Source organism: Pseudoalteromonas sp. MMG022, assembly GCF_021654245.1.
GTDB classification, from domain to species: Bacteria; Pseudomonadota; Gammaproteobacteria; order Enterobacterales; family Alteromonadaceae; genus Pseudoalteromonas; species Pseudoalteromonas amylolytica.
In genome coordinates, this window is record NZ_JAKFZQ010000004.1 from 250145 (window position 1) to 272508 (window position 22364).

Annotated in this window: 18 protein-coding genes; 14 read left to right on the top strand and 4 right to left on the bottom strand. The window is 42.4% G+C overall.

All coding sequences use genetic code 11. The features are described from left to right. Positions 1-119 precede the first annotated feature (119 nt). The 3 genes from L1070_RS05560 to L1070_RS05570 all read left to right on the top strand — a co-directional run bounded on the left by L1070_RS05560 (position 120) and on the right by L1070_RS05570 (position 6576). Complete coding sequence (locus L1070_RS05560; protein WP_237124785.1) at positions 120-2081, top strand: nucleoside-diphosphate sugar epimerase/dehydratase; 1962 nt, start codon at positions 120-122, stop codon at positions 2079-2081. A 283-nt stretch (positions 2082-2364) separates the two neighbouring features. Further along, positions 2365-4479, top strand: coding sequence for a YjbH domain-containing protein (locus L1070_RS05565; protein ID WP_237124786.1), 2115 nt, complete (start codon positions 2365-2367; stop codon positions 4477-4479). Between the two features lie 486 nt (positions 4480-4965). Then, a complete protein-coding gene (locus L1070_RS05570; protein WP_237124787.1) occupies positions 4966-6576 on the top strand; it encodes a hypothetical protein in 1611 nt (536 codons plus the stop codon). Positions 6577-6837: 261 nt separating this feature from the next. On the opposite strand, the gene L1070_RS05575 is transcribed toward L1070_RS05570, so the two are convergent. Next, on the bottom strand, positions 6838-7515 hold the full coding sequence (locus tag L1070_RS05575; protein ID WP_237124788.1) for a hypothetical protein: 678 nt from the start codon (positions 7513-7515) through the stop codon (positions 6838-6840). A 390-nt stretch (positions 7516-7905) separates the two neighbouring features. Here L1070_RS05575 and dusA point away from each other — a divergent pair, with 390 nt between their 5' ends. The 8 genes from dusA (at position 7906) to L1070_RS05615 (ending at position 13379) form a co-directional block, all read left to right on the top strand. Next, the gene (gene dusA / locus L1070_RS05580; RefSeq protein WP_237124789.1) at positions 7906-8919 is read left to right on the top strand and encodes a tRNA dihydrouridine(20/20a) synthase DusA; all 1014 of its coding nucleotides are present in this window, start codon (positions 7906-7908) and stop codon (positions 8917-8919) included. A 324-nt stretch (positions 8920-9243) separates the two neighbouring features. After that, positions 9244-9393: a hypothetical protein gene (locus tag L1070_RS05585; protein ID WP_237124790.1), complete on the top strand. Its 150-nt coding sequence runs from the start codon at positions 9244-9246 to the stop codon at positions 9391-9393. A gap of 417 nt (positions 9394-9810) precedes the next feature. Then, complete coding sequence (locus L1070_RS05590; protein ID WP_237124791.1) at positions 9811-10488, top strand: PspA/IM30 family protein; 678 nt, start codon at positions 9811-9813, stop codon at positions 10486-10488. Between the two features lie 10 nt (positions 10489-10498). After that, complete coding sequence (locus tag L1070_RS05595) at positions 10499-10702, top strand: PspC domain-containing protein (RefSeq protein WP_237124792.1); 204 nt, start codon at positions 10499-10501, stop codon at positions 10700-10702. A gap of 11 nt (positions 10703-10713) precedes the next feature. Further along, entirely contained in the window at positions 10714-11037 is a 324-nt protein-coding gene (locus L1070_RS05600) for a hypothetical protein (protein ID WP_070983279.1), read from the top strand. A gap of 84 nt (positions 11038-11121) precedes the next feature. After that, positions 11122-11619, top strand: a complete 498-nt coding sequence (locus tag L1070_RS05605; RefSeq protein ID WP_237124793.1) for a copper chaperone PCu(A)C — start codon at positions 11122-11124, stop codon at positions 11617-11619. Between the two features lie 8 nt (positions 11620-11627). Further along, a complete protein-coding gene (locus tag L1070_RS05610) occupies positions 11628-12614 on the top strand; it encodes a DUF2333 family protein (RefSeq protein WP_237124794.1) in 987 nt (328 codons plus the stop codon). 3 nt (positions 12615-12617) lie between these two features. Beyond that, positions 12618-13379 (top strand): TIGR04219 family outer membrane beta-barrel protein, encoded by a 762-nt coding sequence (locus tag L1070_RS05615; RefSeq protein WP_237124795.1) that lies wholly within the window; start codon positions 12618-12620, stop codon positions 13377-13379. A 114-nt stretch (positions 13380-13493) separates the two neighbouring features. Here L1070_RS05615 and L1070_RS05620 read toward each other — a convergent pair whose 3' ends face one another. Both L1070_RS05620 and L1070_RS05625 read right to left on the bottom strand, forming a co-directional pair. Continuing rightward, complete coding sequence (locus L1070_RS05620) at positions 13494-14372, bottom strand: TIGR03899 family protein (RefSeq protein WP_237124796.1); 879 nt, start codon at positions 14370-14372, stop codon at positions 13494-13496. Further along, positions 14369-14953 carry a hypothetical protein gene (locus L1070_RS05625; protein WP_237124797.1) on the bottom strand — a complete coding sequence of 195 codons (585 nt, stop codon included), beginning with the start codon at positions 14951-14953 and terminating at the stop codon, positions 14369-14371. The genes L1070_RS05620 and L1070_RS05625 overlap by 4 nt, the downstream gene beginning before the upstream one ends. A gap of 136 nt (positions 14954-15089) precedes the next feature. On the opposite strand from L1070_RS05625, the gene L1070_RS05630 reads away from it, so the two are divergent. Continuing rightward, positions 15090-17297: an EAL domain-containing protein gene (locus L1070_RS05630; protein WP_237124798.1), complete on the top strand. Its 2208-nt coding sequence runs from the start codon at positions 15090-15092 to the stop codon at positions 17295-17297. 117 nt (positions 17298-17414) lie between these two features. Continuing rightward, on the top strand, positions 17415-19589 hold the full coding sequence (locus L1070_RS05635) for a YgiQ family radical SAM protein (RefSeq protein WP_070983286.1): 2175 nt from the start codon (positions 17415-17417) through the stop codon (positions 19587-19589). Positions 19590-19602: 13 nt separating this feature from the next. Here the strand turns inward: L1070_RS05635 and dctP are convergent, their stop codons facing one another. Next, positions 19603-20730, bottom strand: coding sequence for a TRAP transporter substrate-binding protein DctP (gene dctP / locus L1070_RS05640; protein ID WP_237124799.1), 1128 nt, complete (start codon positions 20728-20730; stop codon positions 19603-19605). A 115-nt stretch (positions 20731-20845) separates the two neighbouring features. On the opposite strand from dctP, the gene L1070_RS20410 reads away from it, so the two are divergent. Then, the gene (locus L1070_RS20410) at positions 20846-22345 is read left to right on the top strand and encodes an ATP-binding protein (RefSeq protein ID WP_237124800.1); all 1500 of its coding nucleotides are present in this window, start codon (positions 20846-20848) and stop codon (positions 22343-22345) included. The last annotated feature ends 19 nt before the right edge of the window (positions 22346-22364 follow it).

Genomic DNA, 22364 nt, shown 5'->3' on the forward strand with positions numbered 1-22364 from the left:
AACATGTAAACTAGATGATCTCCACACTCTCCAAAAATGCTTTTATGTATACTACAATATGTACTATATTTTAGTCCGTCTGTGGTTTTAGTTCGAATAGGAATAAAAAAGGGAACACAATGGATAGTTGGTTTCGCACCTTACTTGGCGCTTCTCGTAGCCAAAAACGACTTCTCACGCTAGTATTAGATTCTGTTTTTATCGTGTCTGCCTTTTGGTTAGCGCTTATTGTTAGACTCGACAGCCTAGCACCATTGACTAATTTCAAAAACTGGCTTGTTCTAAGCTCGTTATTGCCTATTAGCTTAGTGATATTTATTAAGCTTGGTTTATACCGTGCAGTGCTGCGTTATGTAGGAGCAAATGCGGTAGGCGCAGTTGTACTGGGTACGGTTATAAGTACTGTAGTTCTTGTTCTTTCTTCATTTTTTACGCAAACAGCGATTCCTCGCACTATGCCATTTATTTATGCATGGCTGATGATACTTTCAGTCGGAGGTTCGCGCATTTTAGTTAGAGCGCTTATTTGGCGCTTAACCTCATTTACCAAAACGCCTGTTGTTATTTATGGCGCGGGGGATGCAGGACGCCAACTTGCGACTGCGCTTGTAACGGGACCTGACTACTATGTGACGGCCTACTTGGATGATGACAAAACCAAGCATAACGCTATTATTCAAGGGATTCCCGTTGTTGCCTTCGATGAAATTTATAATTTGATTGACAAGAAACGAGTGAGTAAGGTCCTACTGGCGTTGCCGAGTGTCCCTCGCTCTCGCCGCAAAGAAATACTCACTAAATTGGAGAAGCTGCCCCTTGAAGTCATGACAGTGCCGGGTATGGCAGATGTTATTGACGGTAAAGCGCAGCTTAATGAGATAAAAGAAGTTGAAATTGAAGACTTATTGGGCAGAGACCCAGTAGCGCCACGAGCAGAGCTGATGGCTGCAAATATCAAAGATAAAGTGATTATGGTAACCGGTGCTGGTGGTTCGATTGGTTCAGAGCTATGTCGGCAAATCATTTTAAATAGCCCCAAAAAGTTGGTGCTTTTTGAGGTGTCTGAGTTTGGGCTATATAGCATTGAAAAAGAACTGAATCAGCTTGCATTGAGTAAAAGAATATCTGTTGAAATAGTGCCTGTTATGGGGTCGGTTCAGCGTATAAATCGTATTGAAACTTGTATGAAAGCTTTTGGTGTACAAACAGTCTATCACGCTGCAGCCTATAAACATGTTCCGCTTGTGGAACAAAACGTTGTTGAAGGTGTGCGTAATAATGTATTCGGTACATATTATGCTGCAAAAGCAGCGATTAACGCAGGTGTAGAAACCTTTGTGTTGATATCTACAGACAAAGCGGTACGTCCTACCAATGTGATGGGCGCGACTAAGCGTATGGCTGAGTTGGTGCTGCAAGCCTTAGCCGAGAGTAAATTGACCGCAAAGAATACTCGTTTTTGTATGGTCCGTTTTGGTAATGTGCTTGGTTCAAGTGGTTCTGTCGTGCCTTTGTTTCGGAAGCAAATTAAAGAAGGTGGCCCGATTACCTTAACTCATAAAGATATTACGCGCTTTTTTATGACGATCCCCGAAGCTGCTCAGCTAGTTATCCAAGCTGGGGCAATGGGTAAAGGTGGAGACGTATTTGTTTTGGATATGGGGGAGTCAGTCAAGATTAAGGATTTAGCAACCAAAATGGTCCATCTATCTGGCCTAGAGGTTAAATCGGAGTCCAACCCTCATGGTGATATTGAGATACAATGTACAGGCCTAAGGCCCGGTGAAAAGCTTTATGAAGAATTACTCATTGGTGACAATGTTGAAGATACTTCTCATCCAAGAATTATGACTGCCAATGAAGCAAAACTACCTATGGCTGAGCTGGAGACGTTTATTAGTGCGATGGATACAGCCTGTCATAACTTTGATCATGAACTTATTCGTAAACTACTATTAGAGGCGCCTACAGGGTTTAACCCGACGGATGGCATTTGTGACTTGGTATGGAATGAGAAGCGTCTAGTGCTGGAAGAGTCGCGCCAAGCCGACAATAAAGTGGTTAACCTGAGAAATATTTAATACCTACAAGATACTCAGTCACAATAGCATCAATACTCTTGTTTATATCGCATATTAGGATAAGGTTGTAATGGCTAATATTGTAATTGTCCTGTGGTCTTGACACACACATGTTGTTATAGCTGTTATCTACCAAAAATTGATAGGTTTCAACTTCTTTGGAACGATATTAGCTTGGGTTTTTAGATGCTTCCATATACGATAACAAGAAGCTATGGTAGAGCTAAAGATAGGCTTCACAACATTTAATTCAAGAATTGAAAATAATAATCGGTCTGCGCACATGTCAAAAATAACTACACTTTTTGCTGGTGGGGTGGTACTTGCGAGTATACCTGCATTGGCAGATACCCAAATGAACAATTACACTGCTTTTGCAGGGTACACAGGTCTAATTAATACACCAACTGCTGAGGTGCTTACTAAGGGGAATGTTGATATTGGCTACAACAATCAGCTCGATCTATCTGGGCTAGAATATGTTGATGGCCACAACTACATTTTTTCAGCAGGCTTATTTGATGGCTTAGAAGTGAGCGGTATGATCGCTTCTAACACAATGCATGACAATTTTATTTTAATTGAAGAGCATAACCAAATTCGAGATTTATCATTTAACTTAAAATATCAAGTTCCGTTTGTGCCCAAAGATTGGTTTAATCTTGCGGTAGGGGCCAAGGACATAGGTGGTGCAGCAAATCAATATGAGACATATTATTTAGCTGGATCTAGGCAGTGGAATGATTTTAGGTTCTCTGCAGGCTTTGCCGTAAGTGACAGAGTAACAGGGCAAATGGATGGTGCTTTTGCTGGGATAGAGTGGCAGCCGCTTGATTGGTTTGCATTGCAGTTAGAGCATGATGCTGAGGCAGTAAATGCAGGAGTTCGTGTTACCGTACCAAAACAATGGCTGTATGATGTAGGTACGCTAACCCTTACCAGCAAATTTTACAGCAATACTGATTATGCACAAAAAGATACATTCTGGGGTATCAACTTCACCATGCCGTTGTTTACTCAAGCTGAGCTTAATGATCCTACCGAAGCGGCACCTGCACCTATCTTAGATAATCACTTAAAGCGTGAAGCTGCATTTAAAGCGCATTATCAAAAACAACGCGAGTTGGCACAAAAAACACTGGAAGAAGCTAAACAAGAGCTTTCTGAACGTGACAGCTTCAGTAAATCTTTGACCATACAAGCTCGGGAGCTAAAGAATGCGCTGATAGACGATGGTTTTGAAGCTATTAGTGTAGGTTTTAACCGCGATCCTCATATTGTTGTAAGCTTTGAAAACTATGTATTTAACCGCAATGATATAGATGCGATTGGCGTTGTGTTAGGGCGGATAGCAGAGCACATAGATGAGCCTGAGGCGAAATACAGTGTGCAGTTGTTAAATCGTGGCATGCCAATGTTATCTGTTACGGGGCAAGTCGATAATTATCGCGAGTTCATTAACACCAGTGCGACGCCTGATATGGACATTCGCCGCGGAGAAATGGAGCCTATAGGCAGTGTGTCTTGGGTGGGCATGCCGAAAACTAATAGTCCTTATTTTAAGCCACGTTTAACCCTAGGTCCATCGCTAGACACCAACTTGGCTACGGAGTTAGGTGTATATGATTTTTCACTAGCCATACAAGCTGCCGTTGACTTACCTATGTGGTATGGTGGTGGCCTGAGTGTGGTGGCTGAAACCGAAGTAGCTAAAACGGATGATTTTGAATCACACCGCCCATTTGGTCCATTTGCAAAGCAAAGTGGTATAACGCAGGCGACATTATATCAAACATTCGAATTACCTTATGGTATTTACAACCAAACACATGTGGGCTTTTTCAAAGAGTTTCATGATTATGTAGGTATCAAAAACGAAACGTCATGGCTCAGTGACAATGGTCGTCATCAATTAAGTGCTGACATTGCCTATTTAGAGTATGAAGACTACGAAGCTGACCGCGATTATCAAACGCTATCATATCGTTACAACTGGGTTGAACAAGATGTGAGTTTTCACGCAACAGCTGGGCGTTTTTTTTATGAAGATAGCGGTGTGAAATTAGAAACGCGCTTTTGGTTTGGCGATAGTTACGTATCCGTCTTTGCTCAAGATACTGACGTTCAAATGGTTGGTGTGGCTTTCAGTATTCCATTAACACCAAGAAAGGATATGGCTGCAACACCTTATGGCCAAGTTAAGGGGAATGAAGCCTGGCGTCATACTGTAAGTACGAGAATTGGTGAAGAGCATAACAACTTGGCGATTGGTAAGGCACTGCAACTTGATACGCCTGTGAGTATCAACAGAACGTTGCTTAATCAAGGCAGGTTGTCTAGCAGTTATATTTATGCAAACTTGGCTAGGTTGAGAGAAGCTTACCTAATGTTTCGTTAAGCAAGATGCCATTTAGGTAGTTGCGGCGATGTAATACAACTTTAATATTACTAACTAGCTGAAAAGCAATGTTTTGAGATATTTTTTAAAGGCTAATACTTGTATATTAAAGCATCTACCCGTATCCTACTGCGTAATTACAAGTAGGTGTTAGCGCTGGGATTTTTAGTGCAGCGCTGAAATGGAAAAGGGTAATATAGCTTAAGTTACGTGTTTGTCGTAATAAGGTACCTAGTGCCTATCGTTTTAGAAACATATATCAGTAATAAAAGGTTTGAAACTGGAAATAGGCCACTCATGCAAGTTAAGTGTTCAGCTGAAGTTTAACTCTAAGATTTTAAGCTGGTTTTGTCTTGTGCAGTGGTAAAATTACTGCTTAACTATAAAATTTGAAAATACGATAGAATTTTCTATAGTATATATTTGATTACAAAACTCTGTGGAGGTTGTTGTGGCCTTTGCAAAAAAATGGAACAAGGACTAATCATGCTTGCTAATAAAAAATCACTTCTTGCAGTGTCTATCGCTGCGTCATTTGCGTTAACGGGTTGTTTTAGCGACAACGACAATAACGTTGTAGTAGAACCGCCTACAGAAACTCCTACTGAAGTTGTAGTACCTGACACGCTAGTTACTGAACAACCAAGTAAAGTGTTCTCAGTAAACGTTGTAAACAGAGCAAACGCTGATGTTTTAGTGGGTGCAACTGTGTCATTCCTAGTTGATGGCGAAGCCGCAACTAATTTGACCGATGTAAACGATGAAGACCTGAGCATGGTTACAGTTGATGAAACAGGTAACTTTAATTTCTTATCAAAAGAAGGTGCTTCTGGTGAAGTTACTGCGGTGGTTAAAGCAGATGGATACATCTCAAAAAGCTTTATCGTAGACTTGTCTACTGAAGTTGAAGAAGGCGCAAATGACATCCCATTAGAATTTGGTCTTGTATCAGCTGAAACAACAGGTGTTAAAGTAGCAACTGCACAAGCAACTGTTGCAGATGGTACAACTGCCGAAGAAGTAACAGCAGAAGCTGCTGAGGGTGGTGCAGGTTCAACTGTTACCGTACCGGCAAACACAGTATTCCAAACTGCAGATGGTGAAGCCATCACAGGTACAGATGTAACAATGAGTGTTGTAGCTGCTGATTCATCAACGGACAGCGCAGGTGCTATCATTCCTGAAGGTTTAAACAGCGCTTCTACTACTGACGTAATTCAACCTCTAGGTGTTACTAGCATCACAATGAGCGATGACACAGGTGCTGCAATCAAGAAGTTCTCAAGCGCGATTAACGTGTCTGTTAACTTACCTGCTGATAGCGGCGTAACAGCGGGTCAAGAATTAGATATTTCTTCACACGATGAAGTAACTGGTGTTTGGAGCCAAGAAACTGTTAAGGCAACAGTTGGTGCAGCCAATACTGATGGTACTTTCCCAGCGTCATTTGAAACTGACCACTTAACATTCTTCTCACTGGGTAAAAAAGTAGAATTGTGTTCAGAAGGTGTAACTGTGAATATCACAGGTGACATCCCTGCGCGTGGTTTAGCAATCTCTCTAACTTCATCAGACGGTTCTGTCGGTAGCTATACTCGTAAAGCAGTTAAGAATGTAGTTCCAGCTGCTACTGCAGCGCGTTACGGTATCGCTAAGGATGCGACTGCAAAAGTACGTTTATATGACTATGCAGGCAACGACTGGTATGTAACTGAAAACGGTGAAGAGAGCATCTGTGGTGACGTTAACATCACTCTTAATGCTCCAGCTGTAGAGACGTTTGATAAAAGTGTTACATTGAACGGCTTCTGTGCTGATGATAATACTAAAACAGCAAACCTTTCGGGTTCAGTTGTAACTTATGCAAAAGACGGTAAAGCGGCTTCATTAGCTCAAGCAGAAGGTAACTCATCATTTAAGCTTTCAGGCTTAGAAGCTGGTGCTACTTATAAAGTACGTGCAACGATCCGTGGTGCAAAAGTTAGTGATGGTGGCCAATCACAAGCATTTACTTTTGAAAATGTTCAAAGTGACAGCACATTAGCTGGCGATGTACAGCTTCAGTGTAACCGCGTTCCAGTAACTGGTACTAACTAATTTTGATTAGTTCATAGAGGTTTAGAAACGCCACCTACGGGTGGCGTTTTTTTATGCGAAAAATGTGTGGTTCCGTAACTTTAATCAGTGACAAATTCTGATTGTAACCTCAGCACCTTTAGTAATAAACCTCAGCTGCACGTAAGCGTATAGCCATGCTGCATACTATTAAACAGCCCTGAACAATAGGGAGCGCGCCATTCTAATGGAGTTTTAAACGTAAGATAGTTGAAGTGTCGATAAGCTATTGTTATTTAAGTATTAGCTGTGTCTATCAAGAAAACGTTGCCAGTGCACATTACTATTGATGACTCGAATTGGGGCGACTATCTTTTTCAGTGAAATAGCACTTGGTTGTTCAAGCAAGTTGTCATCTTTTAGTCCCATAAGGTAATGAAATACAGGTTTCTCTGCGCGTTGAATAGCAGCTATCCTAACTTGTTGTTCGAAGTTTAACCTAAGACTGCTAATTGCCGTTTTATGACCTTGTTGATCAACGTTTGGTAGCCCACACTTTTGTAAGTAGCCCATACGTTCGCCTTCCCCTGAGAACCAAATTCTGACTTTTTCGCTATATCTGCCTGATTTAGAAGGCAAGTCAAATAACAAGCGAGTGTGTCCATGCGATTTTACAAAGCCAATATATTGCTCTAAGCCCGCCTGCCATAAAGCGGTATGTATGGGAATAAATCTGGGCTTAAGTTTGCCATGGGTATGAAAGTTAAAACCAGTAACAGACTCTTGAGTGGTTAGATCGCTGAATGTCAAACTGCCAATTTCATCACTATAAGCGCCAGTGTAATAGGCGATAAGTGGAAGCCAGAAATGCCAATGTTTTGGCTGTTCTCTTGGTTGCTTTTCGTCACCATAGATGTAGCCATTGAACAGAGTATGTAACTCCATAGCTGAAAAAGCTCGGCGGCCTAAATGCGATTTCACGCGTAAAGTTAAACTCCAAAAGATAAGTGGTGCTAGTTTATCGTGTCTTGAAGGTAAGGCAAAGTGTTAACAAGGTTTTCTCTGAATATAGCTATAATAGCGATTGCTTTGAACCCCTTCTTTAGGCGCTAGCTTCTCTTGTGTGTTATGAATATCAAGAATCTTTTACTGAAGGTTGACTTGGCTTTGTGTATAATCTCGCCCTTAGAATTCTAGCGTAAGCGCATTTGTTGCGTATCGCCAGATGGTAAGTTACGTTTTTCGATCTTAAAGCCAGCCATGGCAAGTACCCTCTATAATATATTTTGCCCTATCATCAAGGGTGACTACAGGGTGATTAAATATCGAAGCTCGCGGTAGTTCAAGGTAATTAAAGGCGGTTCACAAAATATGTCAAACTCAGTTAAATCAGGCGATAGTCCTCTTATGGTAAGCGATTCAACGTTCAGACGATTTTCTGTCGCGCCCATGCTGGATTGGACAGACAAGCACTGTCGTACATTTCATCGCAAGTTAACACGCCATGCGGTGCTATACACTGAGATGATCACCACGGGTGCAATTTTATTTGGTAAGGGAGATTACCTGAGCTTTGGTGAGCATGAGATGCCAGTTGCCTTGCAATTAGGGGGGTCTGATCCTACCGCTTTAGCGGAATGTGCTAAGCGGGCGGCAGAGCATGGTTACAGCGAAATCAACCTCAATGTTGGCTGTCCTTCAGATAGAGTTCAAAACGGTCGCTTTGGGGCGTGCTTAATGGCGGAGCCTCAGCTCGTTGCAGATTGTGTTGCAGCCATGAAAGCACAGGTGAATATTCCGGTTACGGTAAAAACGCGAATCGGCATTGATGAGCAGGATTCTTATGAGTTTTTAACGGCCTTGATTGAAGCGACAGCCAAGGTTGGGTGTGATGATTTTATTATTCATGCTCGTAAGGCTTGGCTACAAGGCTTAAGCCCGAAAGAGAATAGAGAGATCCCACCACTTGATTACCCACGAGTTTATCAGTTGAAAAAGGACTATCCAGAATTACACATCAGTATAAATGGCGGTGTTAAAACGCTAAATGACAGTTTACATCACTTAAAGTATATAGATGGGGTGATGGTAGGGCGTGAGGCATATAGCAACCCATTTATGTTGTCACAAGTAGATGAATTTATATACGGCGAACAGGCTTTCACCCAAACTCGACATCAAGTCGTGCGCAGTATGTATGATTACTTTGAGCAGCAAATGTCGTCAGGAGCAAATTTTTGGCACATTGCTCGTCATATGTTAGGTATATTTCAGGGGCAACCTGGTGCCAGAGGCTTCCGTCGCCATTTGTCAGAAAATGGCCACAAAAAAGGCGCAGACCTTAGCGTGATGGAAACAGCGCTGAGCTTTGTTCCTGAGCAGTAAAGTTATGAACCCTATAAAACGGTGTACTCAGCACTATATCTACGCTTAGCAATTACCAAGAAAGCATTGCTGGTTAGTGAGCGAAAGAGAGCGTTGCTTCTTTCGCTCAAAAACAATTGTCTACCTAGACTTACTTCGGATAGGTTAAATGGTATAGTGAGTTTGTTGTATAGCCAACTTATTACCGTTAGTTTCATATCTCCTTACTATTAAACACTCTTTTTTCTATAAGCTCTACCCTGTCAACTGCCATTTATTACAGATTATATAACTCCTTATTTTTGATAATGTCTAAAAGCTTTAAATGCAAATAAGGAGTTTTATATGAAAACCAAAATAAAGTTAAACAAAAAGAAATTAGTTAATTTGTCTGATAAAAAACATGATCTTCCAAACAAGCTAACCCCTGACGTGGCTGGTGGAATGGGAGCGTGTACTAACTGTGCGAGCGGTTGCCACGAAGTGCAAAAGTAATTTGGCTATATGCTAGATTATAATGTTCGTACCAGGGCATATATTAATAGCATGATTTGATATGTGACCCTTTTAAAAAGCGTAAAACGTTAGGTTTAACGCTTTTTTATTATTTTCTTTTTGGCTTGTCATAACTATTTTACTGGGCGTGTAATAACTCCCAATTAAAACCAATGAGAAAAATAATTATATAGTTCCTTCACTTTGCCACATATGCAAAGAACCGCAATTACTGTGCCTGTGACAAGGGATGGTGTAAACCACTACTTTTTAGTCTATTCAGCTAAATTTCACTTCTGGCTATCGTTTTACTTCAACCCACACTTTGTATAATCCTTTGTTATTTAAAGGCTTTGTAACTCTGGCACAAAGATTGGAACGTCAGGTTAACCTAACGCCAATGCAAAGGAGCAGAATATGGCTTTAATTAACCGAATTGAAGATCTAATAAAATCAGAAGTAAATGCATTTTTAGATAAAGCTGAAGATCCCAGCAAATTAGCAGCGCAATTGTTGATTGAGCTGAATGATGCTTTAAGCGAATGCCGCTCGACAGCCGCAACAATTATTTGCGAACAGAAGGCGCTTAGCAGGCGCACCAGTGAACATGATAAGCAAATAGAAGCATGGCAACAAAAAGCAGAGCATGCTTTAAGCAAAGACAGAGAAGACCTTGCTAAGGCAGCGTTAAGCGAAAAGCAAAAGCTTATTGACAATCGAGACAAATTACAGGACCAACTAGTCTCACTTGATGAAACGTTAATTAAATTGAAAGACGACGCAGATAGGCTGGCGAGTAAAATTCAGGTATTAAAAGCTAAACAACACCAGCTTGAGCGAGCACAAAGATCGTGCAGTGCAAGGCTAAAGGTACAGCAAACTCTTCGCAGTGATGAGGTGGCGAATGTGCTCAATCGTTTTGAGCAGTTGGAAAGTAAGGTTGAGCGTATAGAAGCGCAGGTTGATAGTTATGATTTAGGAAAAGCCTCGACAGCACAGCAGTTTGCACAGTTTGAACGAGACGAAAAAGTTGATGCGGCACTCGCGCAGTTGAAACAACAGATGCAAAGCAACCCCGCGCCAGTAGGTGCTTAAGGAGTTATTTATGAAATATTATAGTGAGAGAAAAAGTTGTTTCCGCCTCCTAGGCCATAAAAAAATAACTGGGGTGTGCGCGGGAGTCGCTGAGCGATTTGATATGCCTACTTGGCTCACTCGCTTGCTTACTGTATTGCTGTTTTTAAAGTTTCCCGTGGTGACAGTACTTGCGTATGCAATAGCCAGTGTTGTGTTACCAACCAAAGCTTAAGGTAAAATGCTATGAAAACCGTATTTTTAGTACTGATCGCATTGCTAATATGTTCCACCTTATCCTGGTTGAGTTCACCACTTTCTTGGCTAAGCATTCCTGACTTCTTTATGAATCTGAGCTGGGTTGGGATAGAGCTTATTACCGTATTAATTGGAACAATCGCCTTTATAGCGGTTATTGCGTTACTGGGAATGGGGTTGATTGGCGCCTTTTTAGTAGTATTCATTGGGCTAGTTTTGGCACTGCTGTTCAACTCTATTTTGATTGCTATTCCTCTTTTATTGCTAGTTGGGTTGGGGTGGTTAGTGTTTGAACCTGTGTCAGGTCATTAGCACATAAAACATTGGGCTAGTGGCGCGTAACTGTCTATTTCATGTTATGATTTAGACAGTTATTGCTATTTTAAAGGAATGTTCATGTTTGCTAAATATCTTGCTGTATTTACCTCTATGCTGTTGAGCTTAGCGCCCTCTCAGGTCATAGCTGAACAGGGAAATTCGTCTAAGCTTGTGGTACAACACGCTAAGATCAGGCAATTTCTCCCAGCCGCGACTTCAACTGCAGCATACTTTTCGTTAATGAATCATTCACCGCAAACACGGATACTACAAAAAGCCACTATATCTGGTTTAGGAAGAGTTGAAATTCATGAGCATGTTCATAGTGATACAATGATGCGAATGCAAAAAGTACAAGAGCTGACTATATCACCTCACCAAACAATCTCTTTTCAGCCGGGAGGCTATCATTTAATGGCGTTTGAGCCGGCAGGTGAATTACGAAAAGGTGGAAAGCTGACTTTGACATTATACTTTGCTAACGGTGAACAACTTGAAAGCCCAATAAAGGTGGTGTCTTTACAAGAAGAGATGGGTAAGCAAGAAAATAGCCACTCAGAACATAAACATCATTAGGAGCAGTTATGCAGCAAAATATAGGAAAGTTTATTGGTGCACTAAGTGCCTTACTCTTACTAGGCTATTTGTTGGCGGTTTATTGGAGTGTAGAGCCTGCAAAATTTGATGTACTAGAGCGCGCGAAACAGCAAGCTCAGAGTAATAATGAAAAGTTGGTGACGGGGTATGTCACGACCAATACTTTAATAAGTGTAAGCGAAACTTTATTGCAAAAGTCAGGGGGATATTTGTCAAATGACATGTTACCACCGAGCGTTTTTATGGACAATATGCCTGCTTGGGAATATGGCGCATTGGAAATGATACGTGACTTGGCGCTATCTATGCGTAAAGATTTTAGTCGTTCTCAATCTCAGTCGACGGAACATCCTGCACTTAAATTGGCACAGCCGCAATTCAATATTAGCTCAACGGCTTGGGCATGGCCTAGTGCTGAGGGCGAGTATCAAGCTGGAATTGATTATCTTAAAGAATACCGCTCAAAAATCGCAAGCCCTGCACAGAGGGATAGCCAATTCTATGCGCGCGCAGATAATCTACGGGGTTGGTTGAAGGAAGCAGAAAAGCGATTAGGAAGTTTAAGTCAGCGTTTAAGTGCCAGTGTTGGCCAAGATAGAGTTAATACTGATTTAGCGGGGGACAGTGCGGCGAATCAAGCAACATATACACCTAGCCATAGAGAAATAAAAACATCTTGGTGGAAGATTGACGATGTATTCTACGAATCTCGGGGCGCAAGTTGGGCACTGCTACATTTTTTAAAAGCCGTAGAGCATGACTTTGCAGACGTGCTAGCAAAAAAGAATGCGACGGTCAGCCTACAACAGATTATTCGAGAACTCGAAGCGACTCAAGAAACCGTTTGGAGTCCTATGATTTTAAATGGTAGCGGATTTGGCTTGGTTGCTAATCATTCGTTAGTAATGGCAAACTATATTTCAAGAGCTAATGCAGCTCTTATCGAACTCAGTGAACTCTTAGCGCAAGGATAAAAAATGAAAAAGTACTGTATTGCGGCCGCGTTGTCGATGGCCTGTTTGGCACCCGTTGCTCAAGCTGACACCTTACTTGGATTGTATTTAGGAGCCGAAGGATGGCAGGCCGATAACTCGGGGAACTTCGCCGAAAGCGGCAATGCTCAGTCATTCAATTTCGATGATGAAACTTTCACAAGTTACTATGCTGCGCTTGAGCACCCAGTGCCATTTGTGCCTAATATCAAGTTACGCTATACCGAACTTGAACTAAATGGTTCCACTACCTTGTCTGAAACGTTTGAATTTGGCGGAAAAGACTTTACCGTTGGCACCACTGCGAATACTTTCACCGATCTAAGCCATGTAGACTATACCCTTTACTATGAAATATTTGACAATGATTTAGTGTCATTTGACTTTGGTGTAAACCTTAAACAATTTGATGGCACAATTCAGGTTGCGGGTACAGTTGAAGGGAATACCACTACAGAAACTCGCGACTTTTCAGGCGTGGTACCGCTTGGTTACCTGCGTGCTGAACTTGGCTTACCAATGACCGGCTTTAGCGTGTTTGCAGAAGGCAGCATGCTGGCTGTTGACGATAGCAAAATTCAAGACTATCAAGTGGGTGTTGCATGGCAAGTAATTGGCAATTTGGCTGTTGATGTAGCTGTGCGTGCTGGTTATCGCTCGATGGTACTTGAATTAGATGATGTTGATGACATCTCTACAGATATCGATGCCTCAGGACCATTTGCTGGTATCGAAGTACATTTCTAATTCTCAGTATGATTTAGCTAACCTCGGCTGTGCAAACTCGCGTATACGCAGTTGAGGTTAGTTAGCTGACAGAGCACTCACAAGAGAGCTCTGTTACTTACCTGAAATATCTTATCAGCTCCAGTGACATTCAAACTCCTCGGCGAGCGCTTGTTCCAACTGATGTTTATACTTTTTGTTGATAGGTGAACTAACCAATTTTTTCAACTCATCTCCAGTTTGCGTCAACTTGTAGTAGCTCAGAACGAGTTCATTGCTTTTCGGGATTAACGTGAGCTTTTTGCTGTGAAAAGAAAACTGCATTGGCTGACCTTGTTTTAAGCTGGCAGACTCAATCTCTTTTCGATACAGCAAGTTAATATCCATTAAAGTGAGTATATTGGGGAAGCTAAGACCTGCATTGGCGAGGTTAATGGACTCCTTGTTGCCCTTTCTTAGTAAGTCGAAAAATGAAGGCTTTTTATAATATCCTAACAAAATTAAGTAGCTGTCTTCTTTTTCTAGGTAGCCGCAAAGTGCTGCACATTTTTGTAAGGCCGAGGCTTCTCTTTGTGTCATCTGCTTTAGTGTTTGCAAGCTTTTGATAGAAAAAGTACCAGGTGAGACGGTTTCTCCCACTAAAATTTTTGCCCACAACTTTTGCATATTTTGATTGGCGATATCTTCAGCCAGTACAATGTAGTGCTCTAACCAGTCTGGGTCTGGTCGTCCCTGACTGGTTACATCTGGACATACGCTCAATGCCATCGCCGTAATTTGCTCAATGTTCTGCTGACGCTGAATTTTGTTGAGTTGTTGGCGCTTCAATGCCCGTTTAAGAAGGCTTTCATCACTGCGTACTGAATAGCTTATGGGCATGGTACCTTGTGCGCTGTAACTGTTATCTGAGGCACTTCGTGTACCAAAGTCACGACTTTTAACCATCGTAAATCCGAGTTTATCTTCGATTAATGAGGCTAAACTCGCTTTAGCTTGGGCGTTTTTTACACTCATGTAGAGGCTCGCAATTTAAGTTCTGTTTGTAGGTTATTGAACGCTGAAATCATCAACTGGTGTATGTAATATTCCATATACAGTGCCATATAACCGCCAAAAATGGTGGAGTGAATGACGCCCGTTACGTGCCAGTGTACGGTGATCGAATCATTACGTGGCGTTAGAGTGAGTTGTCCGGCAGCGGTATGTTCGTTATTAATCAATAGTGAAAAGTCTATGCCGTGAGCATCTTTCTTGGTAATGGTTATTTCAGCCTTGCCAAACTGATGTTGCACGGTTGCATGGGCGCCAACACCGGTACTAGGAATGGAAATGAGAATATCTTTAGTACCTTTCACTCGATTTAAGCGCATAAGTTGCGACCAAGCTTGTAAGTCAAATAGAGATGAAAGCTGCTGAGCCTCTACTGTGAGAAAGGTCTTTTGTTGCTTTAAATGATACTTATGAGGCAAAAGCAAACCAGCCAGCACAAATAGTAAGCAAGCGAGTAACAATACCTTAGTCAAAGTGATGAGAATTCTGATAGCTATCTCCAACAACATTGGTTGCGAACATCCAACACGCAAGTAGTTGAACATCGTCTATAATATTTCATGTACGTATGAAATTTATACCTGATAGTAAAAATGTACCACAATTCGTATGATGGTAAATGGGTTAGTAAACTTAAGCTTGAAACACAATAAAGCAAAGTAGTGAATTGAAGGATAAAAAATGGCGTCTGAGCAAGATGATTTTTTGTTTCTAGATCATGATGATGACACACAAGAAGTTGAGGTCAGTGGAGCCGCGTGGGATATCCTTGTTGTAGATGATGATCCTGAAATTCATTCTGTTACAACATTGGCCTTGTCAGGCGTAGAGTTTTGGGGTCGAACGTTGCGTTTTCACCATGCATACAGTGGTAAAGAGGCCATAGAAAAGTTAATCCATAACCCAGAAATATGTGTGATGTTGCTAGATGTGGTGATGGAAACTGACGATGCCGGCTTGACTGTCGTAAAGCGTGTGCGAGATGAGCTAAAAAATGAAAATGTGCGCATTATTTTACGTACAGGCCAACCAGGTCACGCCCCTGAAGAGCAAGTGATCCGCGACTACGATATCAACGATTACAAGATGAAGACGGAGCTAACACGCAGTAAGTTGGTAACGTCCATGATGACAGCAGTGCGTTCATATCGTCAAATTTGTGAGCTCGAAGCGCAAGGTTTAGCGTTGGCATCGATTCTTGACGCCATTAAAGGGATTCTTGGTCATAACGACATTCGAACCTTTAGCCTTGCAGTAGTGACACAATTAGCAAAAATTTTAGGCAGTGAACCCTATGGTATTGTCAGCGGGCAATTGGGGAATGACAAACGGATTGTTGTGTTAGGTGGCACTAGTCAGTTTCAAGAGTTTTTTGGCCAAGGGCTTGAGCAGTTAGACAATGGCCGTGTGATCATGCAGGTACAGAATTGTTTTGACAGCGGTGAGCATCAGCAAACTGAGCATGATATTACCGTACTACTACAGGGCAAAAATCGCAGCGCGGCGATTTATTTGGAGCTAGACATTCAGCCGACAGACTCTCAATTGCAGTCTATGGAGATTTTTTTAGCTAACGTCAGTATTGGATTAGACAACATAAAATTGTTTAATGAATTACGTGATGTGGCTTATAAAGACCCGCTAACAAAGTTACCAAATCGCGCTTGTTTTACTGATAAAATCGCACAGTACTACAAGGATCAAGACAGTAACTTAATACTTATCCTGATCGATATTGCTCAGTTTTCAGATATCAACAATGGTTTAGGCCAAGAAGTGGGTAATCAATTGTTGCTTGCCGTAATGCATCGCCTTGACCAAGAATTCCCTCAGGTTGAGCTGCTGGCGCGCATTGGGGCTGATGTGTTTGCAATGTTGCTGCCTAAAATAGGTTTTGATGAGCGCATGTTCATGGACAGCTTGTTGACTCCTTATCAAGTGAATGAACACGTTTTATCTATTCATTTTAGAGTGGGAATATGTGACCAAGACGACTTTGCTTGTAATGGCTTGGAGACACTAAAATTAGCTTACATAGCGCTGAATCAAGCGAAACAAGGAAATCAGTCAGTTGGTTGGTATACATCAGATCTTGAAGAAAAAATGGCTTGGAAGTTAGGACTTATTCGCCAACTAAGACAAGATTTTGAACAACGCAAGTTAGAGGTATGGTATCAACCTCAGTTATGTTTCAAAACACTAGAAGTGACGGGCTGTGAAGCGTTATTACGCTGGCCATCGGGCAATGGCCGATATATCTCTCCTGGAATTTTTGTGCCTTTGGCTGAAAATGCGGGGCTGATTGTCGATATTGGTCAATGGGTGCTAGAGCAGGCGTGTGAGCAACAAAAAAAACTGGCGGCTATGGGCAAACCTATCAGCGTTGCGGTGAATGTGTCGGTGCCTCAGTTTAAAGTTCCCAACTATGCGCAAAGTGTAAAAGAAACTCTGTTGGAATATGATATAGAGCCACGTTTTATCGAACTAGAAGTCACAGAAAGTGTGGTCATGGACGAAGTTGGCGCGGTGGTAGAGACACTGACTGAATTACAAGAGCTTGGAGTAGAAGTGGCTATTGACGATTTTGGCACGGGGTTTTCATCACTGAGTTACTTGCAAAAATTGCCATTTTCTCGACTAAAGATCGACAGAGCATTTATCAAAGACATTCCTGATAATGATAGCGGAGCGATTGCTGAACTCGTGATATCTTTAGGCCGGCATCTTGGTCGTAAAACAATTGCAGAAGGCGTTGAGACTCAAGCACAAAGCGACTTATTAAAAAAAATGGGCTGTGATGAAGTACAAGGGTTTATGTACGCTAAGCCCATGCCAAGTCATGAGTTTATGGCGTTTTTAAAAAGCTATAAACCTAGGGCGAGTGACTAAATATTGCAAACAAGCAAGGATGTGCGCTTTACCTTAGTTTATTGCTGATAATCTATAGTTTGTGGTTGTAGGCATTTAGGCTATAATTCGCCTCTTTTTATCCTCTAGGCAGTCACTATGAGCGCACTCAAAGCTGAACGTCCGTTGTTTTCTTATCCCAAATATTGGGCTGAATGTTACGGCACGGCTCCTTTTTTACCCACCACACGTGAAGAAATGGATCAATTAGGCTGGGATAGCTGCGATATTGTATTAGTGACAGGGGACGCCTACGTTGATCACCCTAGCTTTGGCATGGCGGTCATTGGACGGGTGCTTGAAGCACAAGGTTTTAGAGTAGGGATCATCGCGCAGCCAGATTGGTCGAGTAAAGATGCTTTTATGAGCCTAGGCAAGCCCAACCTGTTTTTTGGTGTAACTGCGGGCAACATGGATTCCATGATAAACCGTTATACCGCCGAAAAACGCATGCGACACGATGATGCTTATACCCCAGGAAATGTAGGCGGAAAGCGTCCTGACCGTGCTGTTGTGGTGTACAGCCAAAGGTGTCGAGAAGCCTATAAAGACGTACCGCTAGTCATAGGTGGGATTGAAGCAAGCTTAAGGCGCATCGCTCATTATGATTACTGGCAAGAAAAAGTACGCCGCAGCATTATCTTCGATGCAAAGGCCGACATCTTGATCTATGGGAACGCTGAGCGTCCACTGGTGGAAGTGGCTCACCGTATTGCCAAAGGTGACAAAGTAGAAGATATTCAAGATGTGCGTGGCACGGCTGTTATTCGTAAAACTCCTTTACCGCAGTGGCGAGGTAGTGATTCAACCGCGATAGACAAGATAGGAAAAATTGATCCCATTCCCAACCCCTATGGTGCTGATGATGTGGGTTGTAGTAAATCAGAATTCACCAAAGCGGGCATTGATTTGTCGGCGGAAGCTGCCAAGCCTATCACCGTTCAACCACCTCGTTTGAAGCCTTGGGAAAAGGTCTACGTAAAGTTGCCAGCTTTTGAGCAAGTAAGTGTTAATAAACCTTTGTACGCGCATGCTTCTCGAATTTTGCATCAAGAAACCAATCCAGGGTGTGCCCGAGCGTTGTTTCAACGTCATGGAGATCGCTCCGTATGGGTCAATCCTCCAGCCTTTCCCCTTGAAACACAAGAAATGGATATCGTATTTGGCTTGCCGTATCAGCGCGTTCCACATCCAAGTTACGGAGATGCGAAAATCCCTGCCTATGAGATGATAAAAACCTCCGTAAATATCATGCGTGGTTGTTTTGGTGGTTGTAGTTTCTGCTCGATTACAGAACATGAAGGCAGAATAATTCAAAGTCGATCTGAGCAGTCAATCATTGATGAAATCGAACAGATCAGAGACAAAGTGCCTGGTTTCACTGGGGTTATCTCAGACTTAGGTGGCCCGACAGCAAACATGTATAAGTTGCGCTGTAAGAGCAAAAAAGCAGAAAGTACGTGTCGTCGTTTGTCTTGCGTATATCCAGATATTTGTAAGCATATGGACACAGACCACACACCAACTATTGAGCTATATCGCAAGGCCCGTGATGTAAAGGGTATTAAGAAAATCCTGATAGCATCGGGGGTACGATATGATTTAGCAATTGAAGACCCGCGCTATGTGAAAGAGCTCGTGACACATCATGTTGGTGGCTATTTAAAGATTGCTCCAGAGCATACCGAAGAAGGGCCATTGTCTAAAATGATGAAACCGGGTATGGGCACCTATGATAAGTTTAAGGAACTCTTTGATAAATATTCAAAAGAAGCTGGTAAGAAGCAATACTTGATCCCATATTTTATTTCTGCGCACCCAGGTACAACGGACGAAGACATGGTGAACATGGCTCTGTGGTTAAAAGCACATGACTTTAAACTAGACCAAGTTCAGAACTTTTATCCTTCACCTATGGCAAACGCGACGACTATTTACCATACGCAAATGAACTCGCTACGAAACATCAAGAACAATACTGAGCAAGTATCTGTGCCCAAAGGCGCAAGGCAAAGGCGCTTGCATAAGGCTATTTTGCGTTATCATGACTCATCAGGCTGGCCTATGATCCGTGAAGCTTTACGTAACATGGGTAAGGCAAATTTAATTGGTAAGGGTCCGAATTGCCTTGTACCTGAGGAAGGGCGCACTGAGCGTAGTAAAAATACGCGTGGCCGAGCAGCTCTGACCAGACACACAGGGTTTAGCCAGTTTAAAAAGGCCAATACCAAACCTAAGGTTGGTGGAAATAGACGCAACGCGAAGCAAAAGTGACCCATAATAGGCCTTATGCTTGGGCGGCTTCAAAAAACCGCATAAACCCTTTTTCACTACCTAGTAACTGGCGTTTGAACGGCAGCCATTGCGGTTGCTCTGGGCCTGCAAGCGCATGCCATTGAGCAATCTCTTCTTGATTGGGTACATAGATATCGGTGCCTAATTTCTTTAGGCTACGCTCACAGTAGCGCGCAATGTTTGGCTGTTGTGCTAAGTGTTCTGTAAAGGTTTTACTGGCAGCGTCATGCAATGCGTGTTTGAGCTTTAACGGCAGAGCATTAAACCATGGTTGGTTGACGACAAATAGCCAGCCGTCTTGCACACTATTAATTGACGAAATGACGCCTAAATGTTTTCTCAGATTGTTAGGCCCATTAAATAGTCCAACAATAGACGGATCCAAAGCTTCTATACGGCCACCTTCAGCTAACGTGGCAACCTTTTTCCATGGAACTTGCACAGCTCGGGTGCCACATAAATCATAAAACTGGTTGAGCACTTTGCTAGCCGGTATGCGAAACACGATGTCCAACATATCTTGTGGAGTTTTTATAACCTCGCCATACCGCTTGGTGGATGTGACTGTACGCGCGCCGGGCAAGTAATGCATTAATATAGTGAGCTTACCTTGCTGATGTATCTTTTTAAGTACATGATTTTGCCATGTATTTGATGAAATTAGATTGAGGTACTGTTGCTGTTCTGCACACCAAAAAGGAATATTGAGTATATCTAATGCGGGTAAAATAGGTGTCAGATTGGAAACCGAGATTAACGCCGCTTGAATTGCTCCACGCGCTGTGTGCACTGCTAATTCAGTGCCTACGCCAAGTATTCCGTTGTCAAAGGTATTGAAATATATCTTTCCATCACTGAAGTGCTCGACGTTATTTTTCAATTGCTGGTGCATATGCGGAGATGAGCGCCACTTATGAGTGTCATAGGGTGAGGCGAACATCATGTTAAAGTTGGCGCGACGACACTTTTCAAGCTCTTCAAGAGCATTCTGCTGACACAGTTCACTTGCCAATAAACTATAAGGCATTGTGCAACCTGCGACGATACAGGCCGCTTTTTGCGCAAATGCACGACGATGGTGATCTATTTGGCTGCTACTACGCTTTTTGCCTAATGCCATAAAATTCAATGATACCTACAGCTTGTTAGTTAAGCTTAGCAGAATGAGGCGTTGATTGGTGATAAACCTAATATTTACTAAGCTTATGTAAAACGTTTAAATTGAGAGTAAATTAGTGCAACTTGTCCGTGAAAAGCTCATCTATCGAACTGTGCTCGCCATTGGTATCGTGTTCAGTATTACTGTAATTAGTTTACTGGGCACTGCTGTGTTTCAGATGGCAAATGTAGCACATCACCAGAACTTGCTGCGTAATGCATACAGTCAGCTACAAAATACTTATGCACAAGTATTAATAGACCCTACACAGCTCACACCATATAACAATGCGATCACGCAACTGAAGCAAGAAATTGATGGGTTTGCGTCACAGCCAACTCGCGAGCTGGCTAACAGTTTGACTACGCAGATAAATATTCAGCAGCAGAGTGTTTCAGAAGTAGCAAAAACGATGCAAAGTGGTTCGCTTAGCTTTAATGATCTGTCTAAACAGCAACTAATCGACGGGAGTCGTCAGTTGGATGAGCTTTTTTCAATATATGTGAGCAAGTTATCTGAGCAACATAGCCAAAATGTATGGCTGGATAGTTGGTTATTGCTGTTATTAAGTCTGGTGACGTTACTATGGGGGGCTGGCTTGTATTTTCTTTACAGAAAACTTCATCATGGCATTTTGCTCACGCAGCAGGTGTTAAATGATGCCAAGTACCATCAGGCATACACGCTGCCTGCTCACCATCGAGGCCACATAGCTGCTGAGGCGCCATTGGGTGAACTGTTAAAGATGGTGGACGTGTTAGCAACTCGGCTAGAACAAGTTCATGCACAGTTTGTTGAAGAGGCACAGGCAGCGACGTTAGGGAGCATGGTACAAGGTTTCTCACAATCATTACAGACCTCGCTACAACATGCAGCGACACATCACCGCCGACTTACCACACTGAGCAACAAACTCTCTGGTGGGGAGCTGAGTGAGGAGCAAGTGGCTCAATTGTTAGCGAAGCTAAAGCAGATCCTGACACAGCTCGATACAGAGCTGGCAAACACTTATGCCGTGTTAGATGATTTTAACAACATAGCTAATTATCACCAATTTGACGTAGAGGCTGAATTTAATCTTAAACAACTGATAGTGGCGATATTTGAGCGTCATGAAACTGAATTAACAGCGAGTCATTGCTATGTAAGCTTTGAGATCCCAGAGTCCTTGTTGTTGAGAAGTTATCCAGCAGTATTTGAGCAAATTTATCATCATTGCATCAGCAATTGCGTAAAGCATGCCAAGCAAGAGGGGAAACCTTTAAACATAGTGGTGTCAGCGATGGTTGTGAATGATTTTGTGCATTTATACTTTAAAGATGATGGGGCTGGAATTGACGCCGAGTTGCTATCAATTTTTGCAGGTACTGACATGAAAGCGAGTCGTCACTTTGGAAAACTAGGGCTAGGGCTGAGTGTGATTTACCACCTGGTGACAGAGAAGCTCAAAGGGGAGTTTAAAATTCAAAGCCCTGCTCATGGTGGAGCGTGTGTTCATATCGTTTTATCAGGCACACAACATAGGATGGCTCAAACCGTGAAAAAGGGCAGGCGGAATGAACAGGCTTTGGAGTAGTAGAATAAAAAAGGCTGCA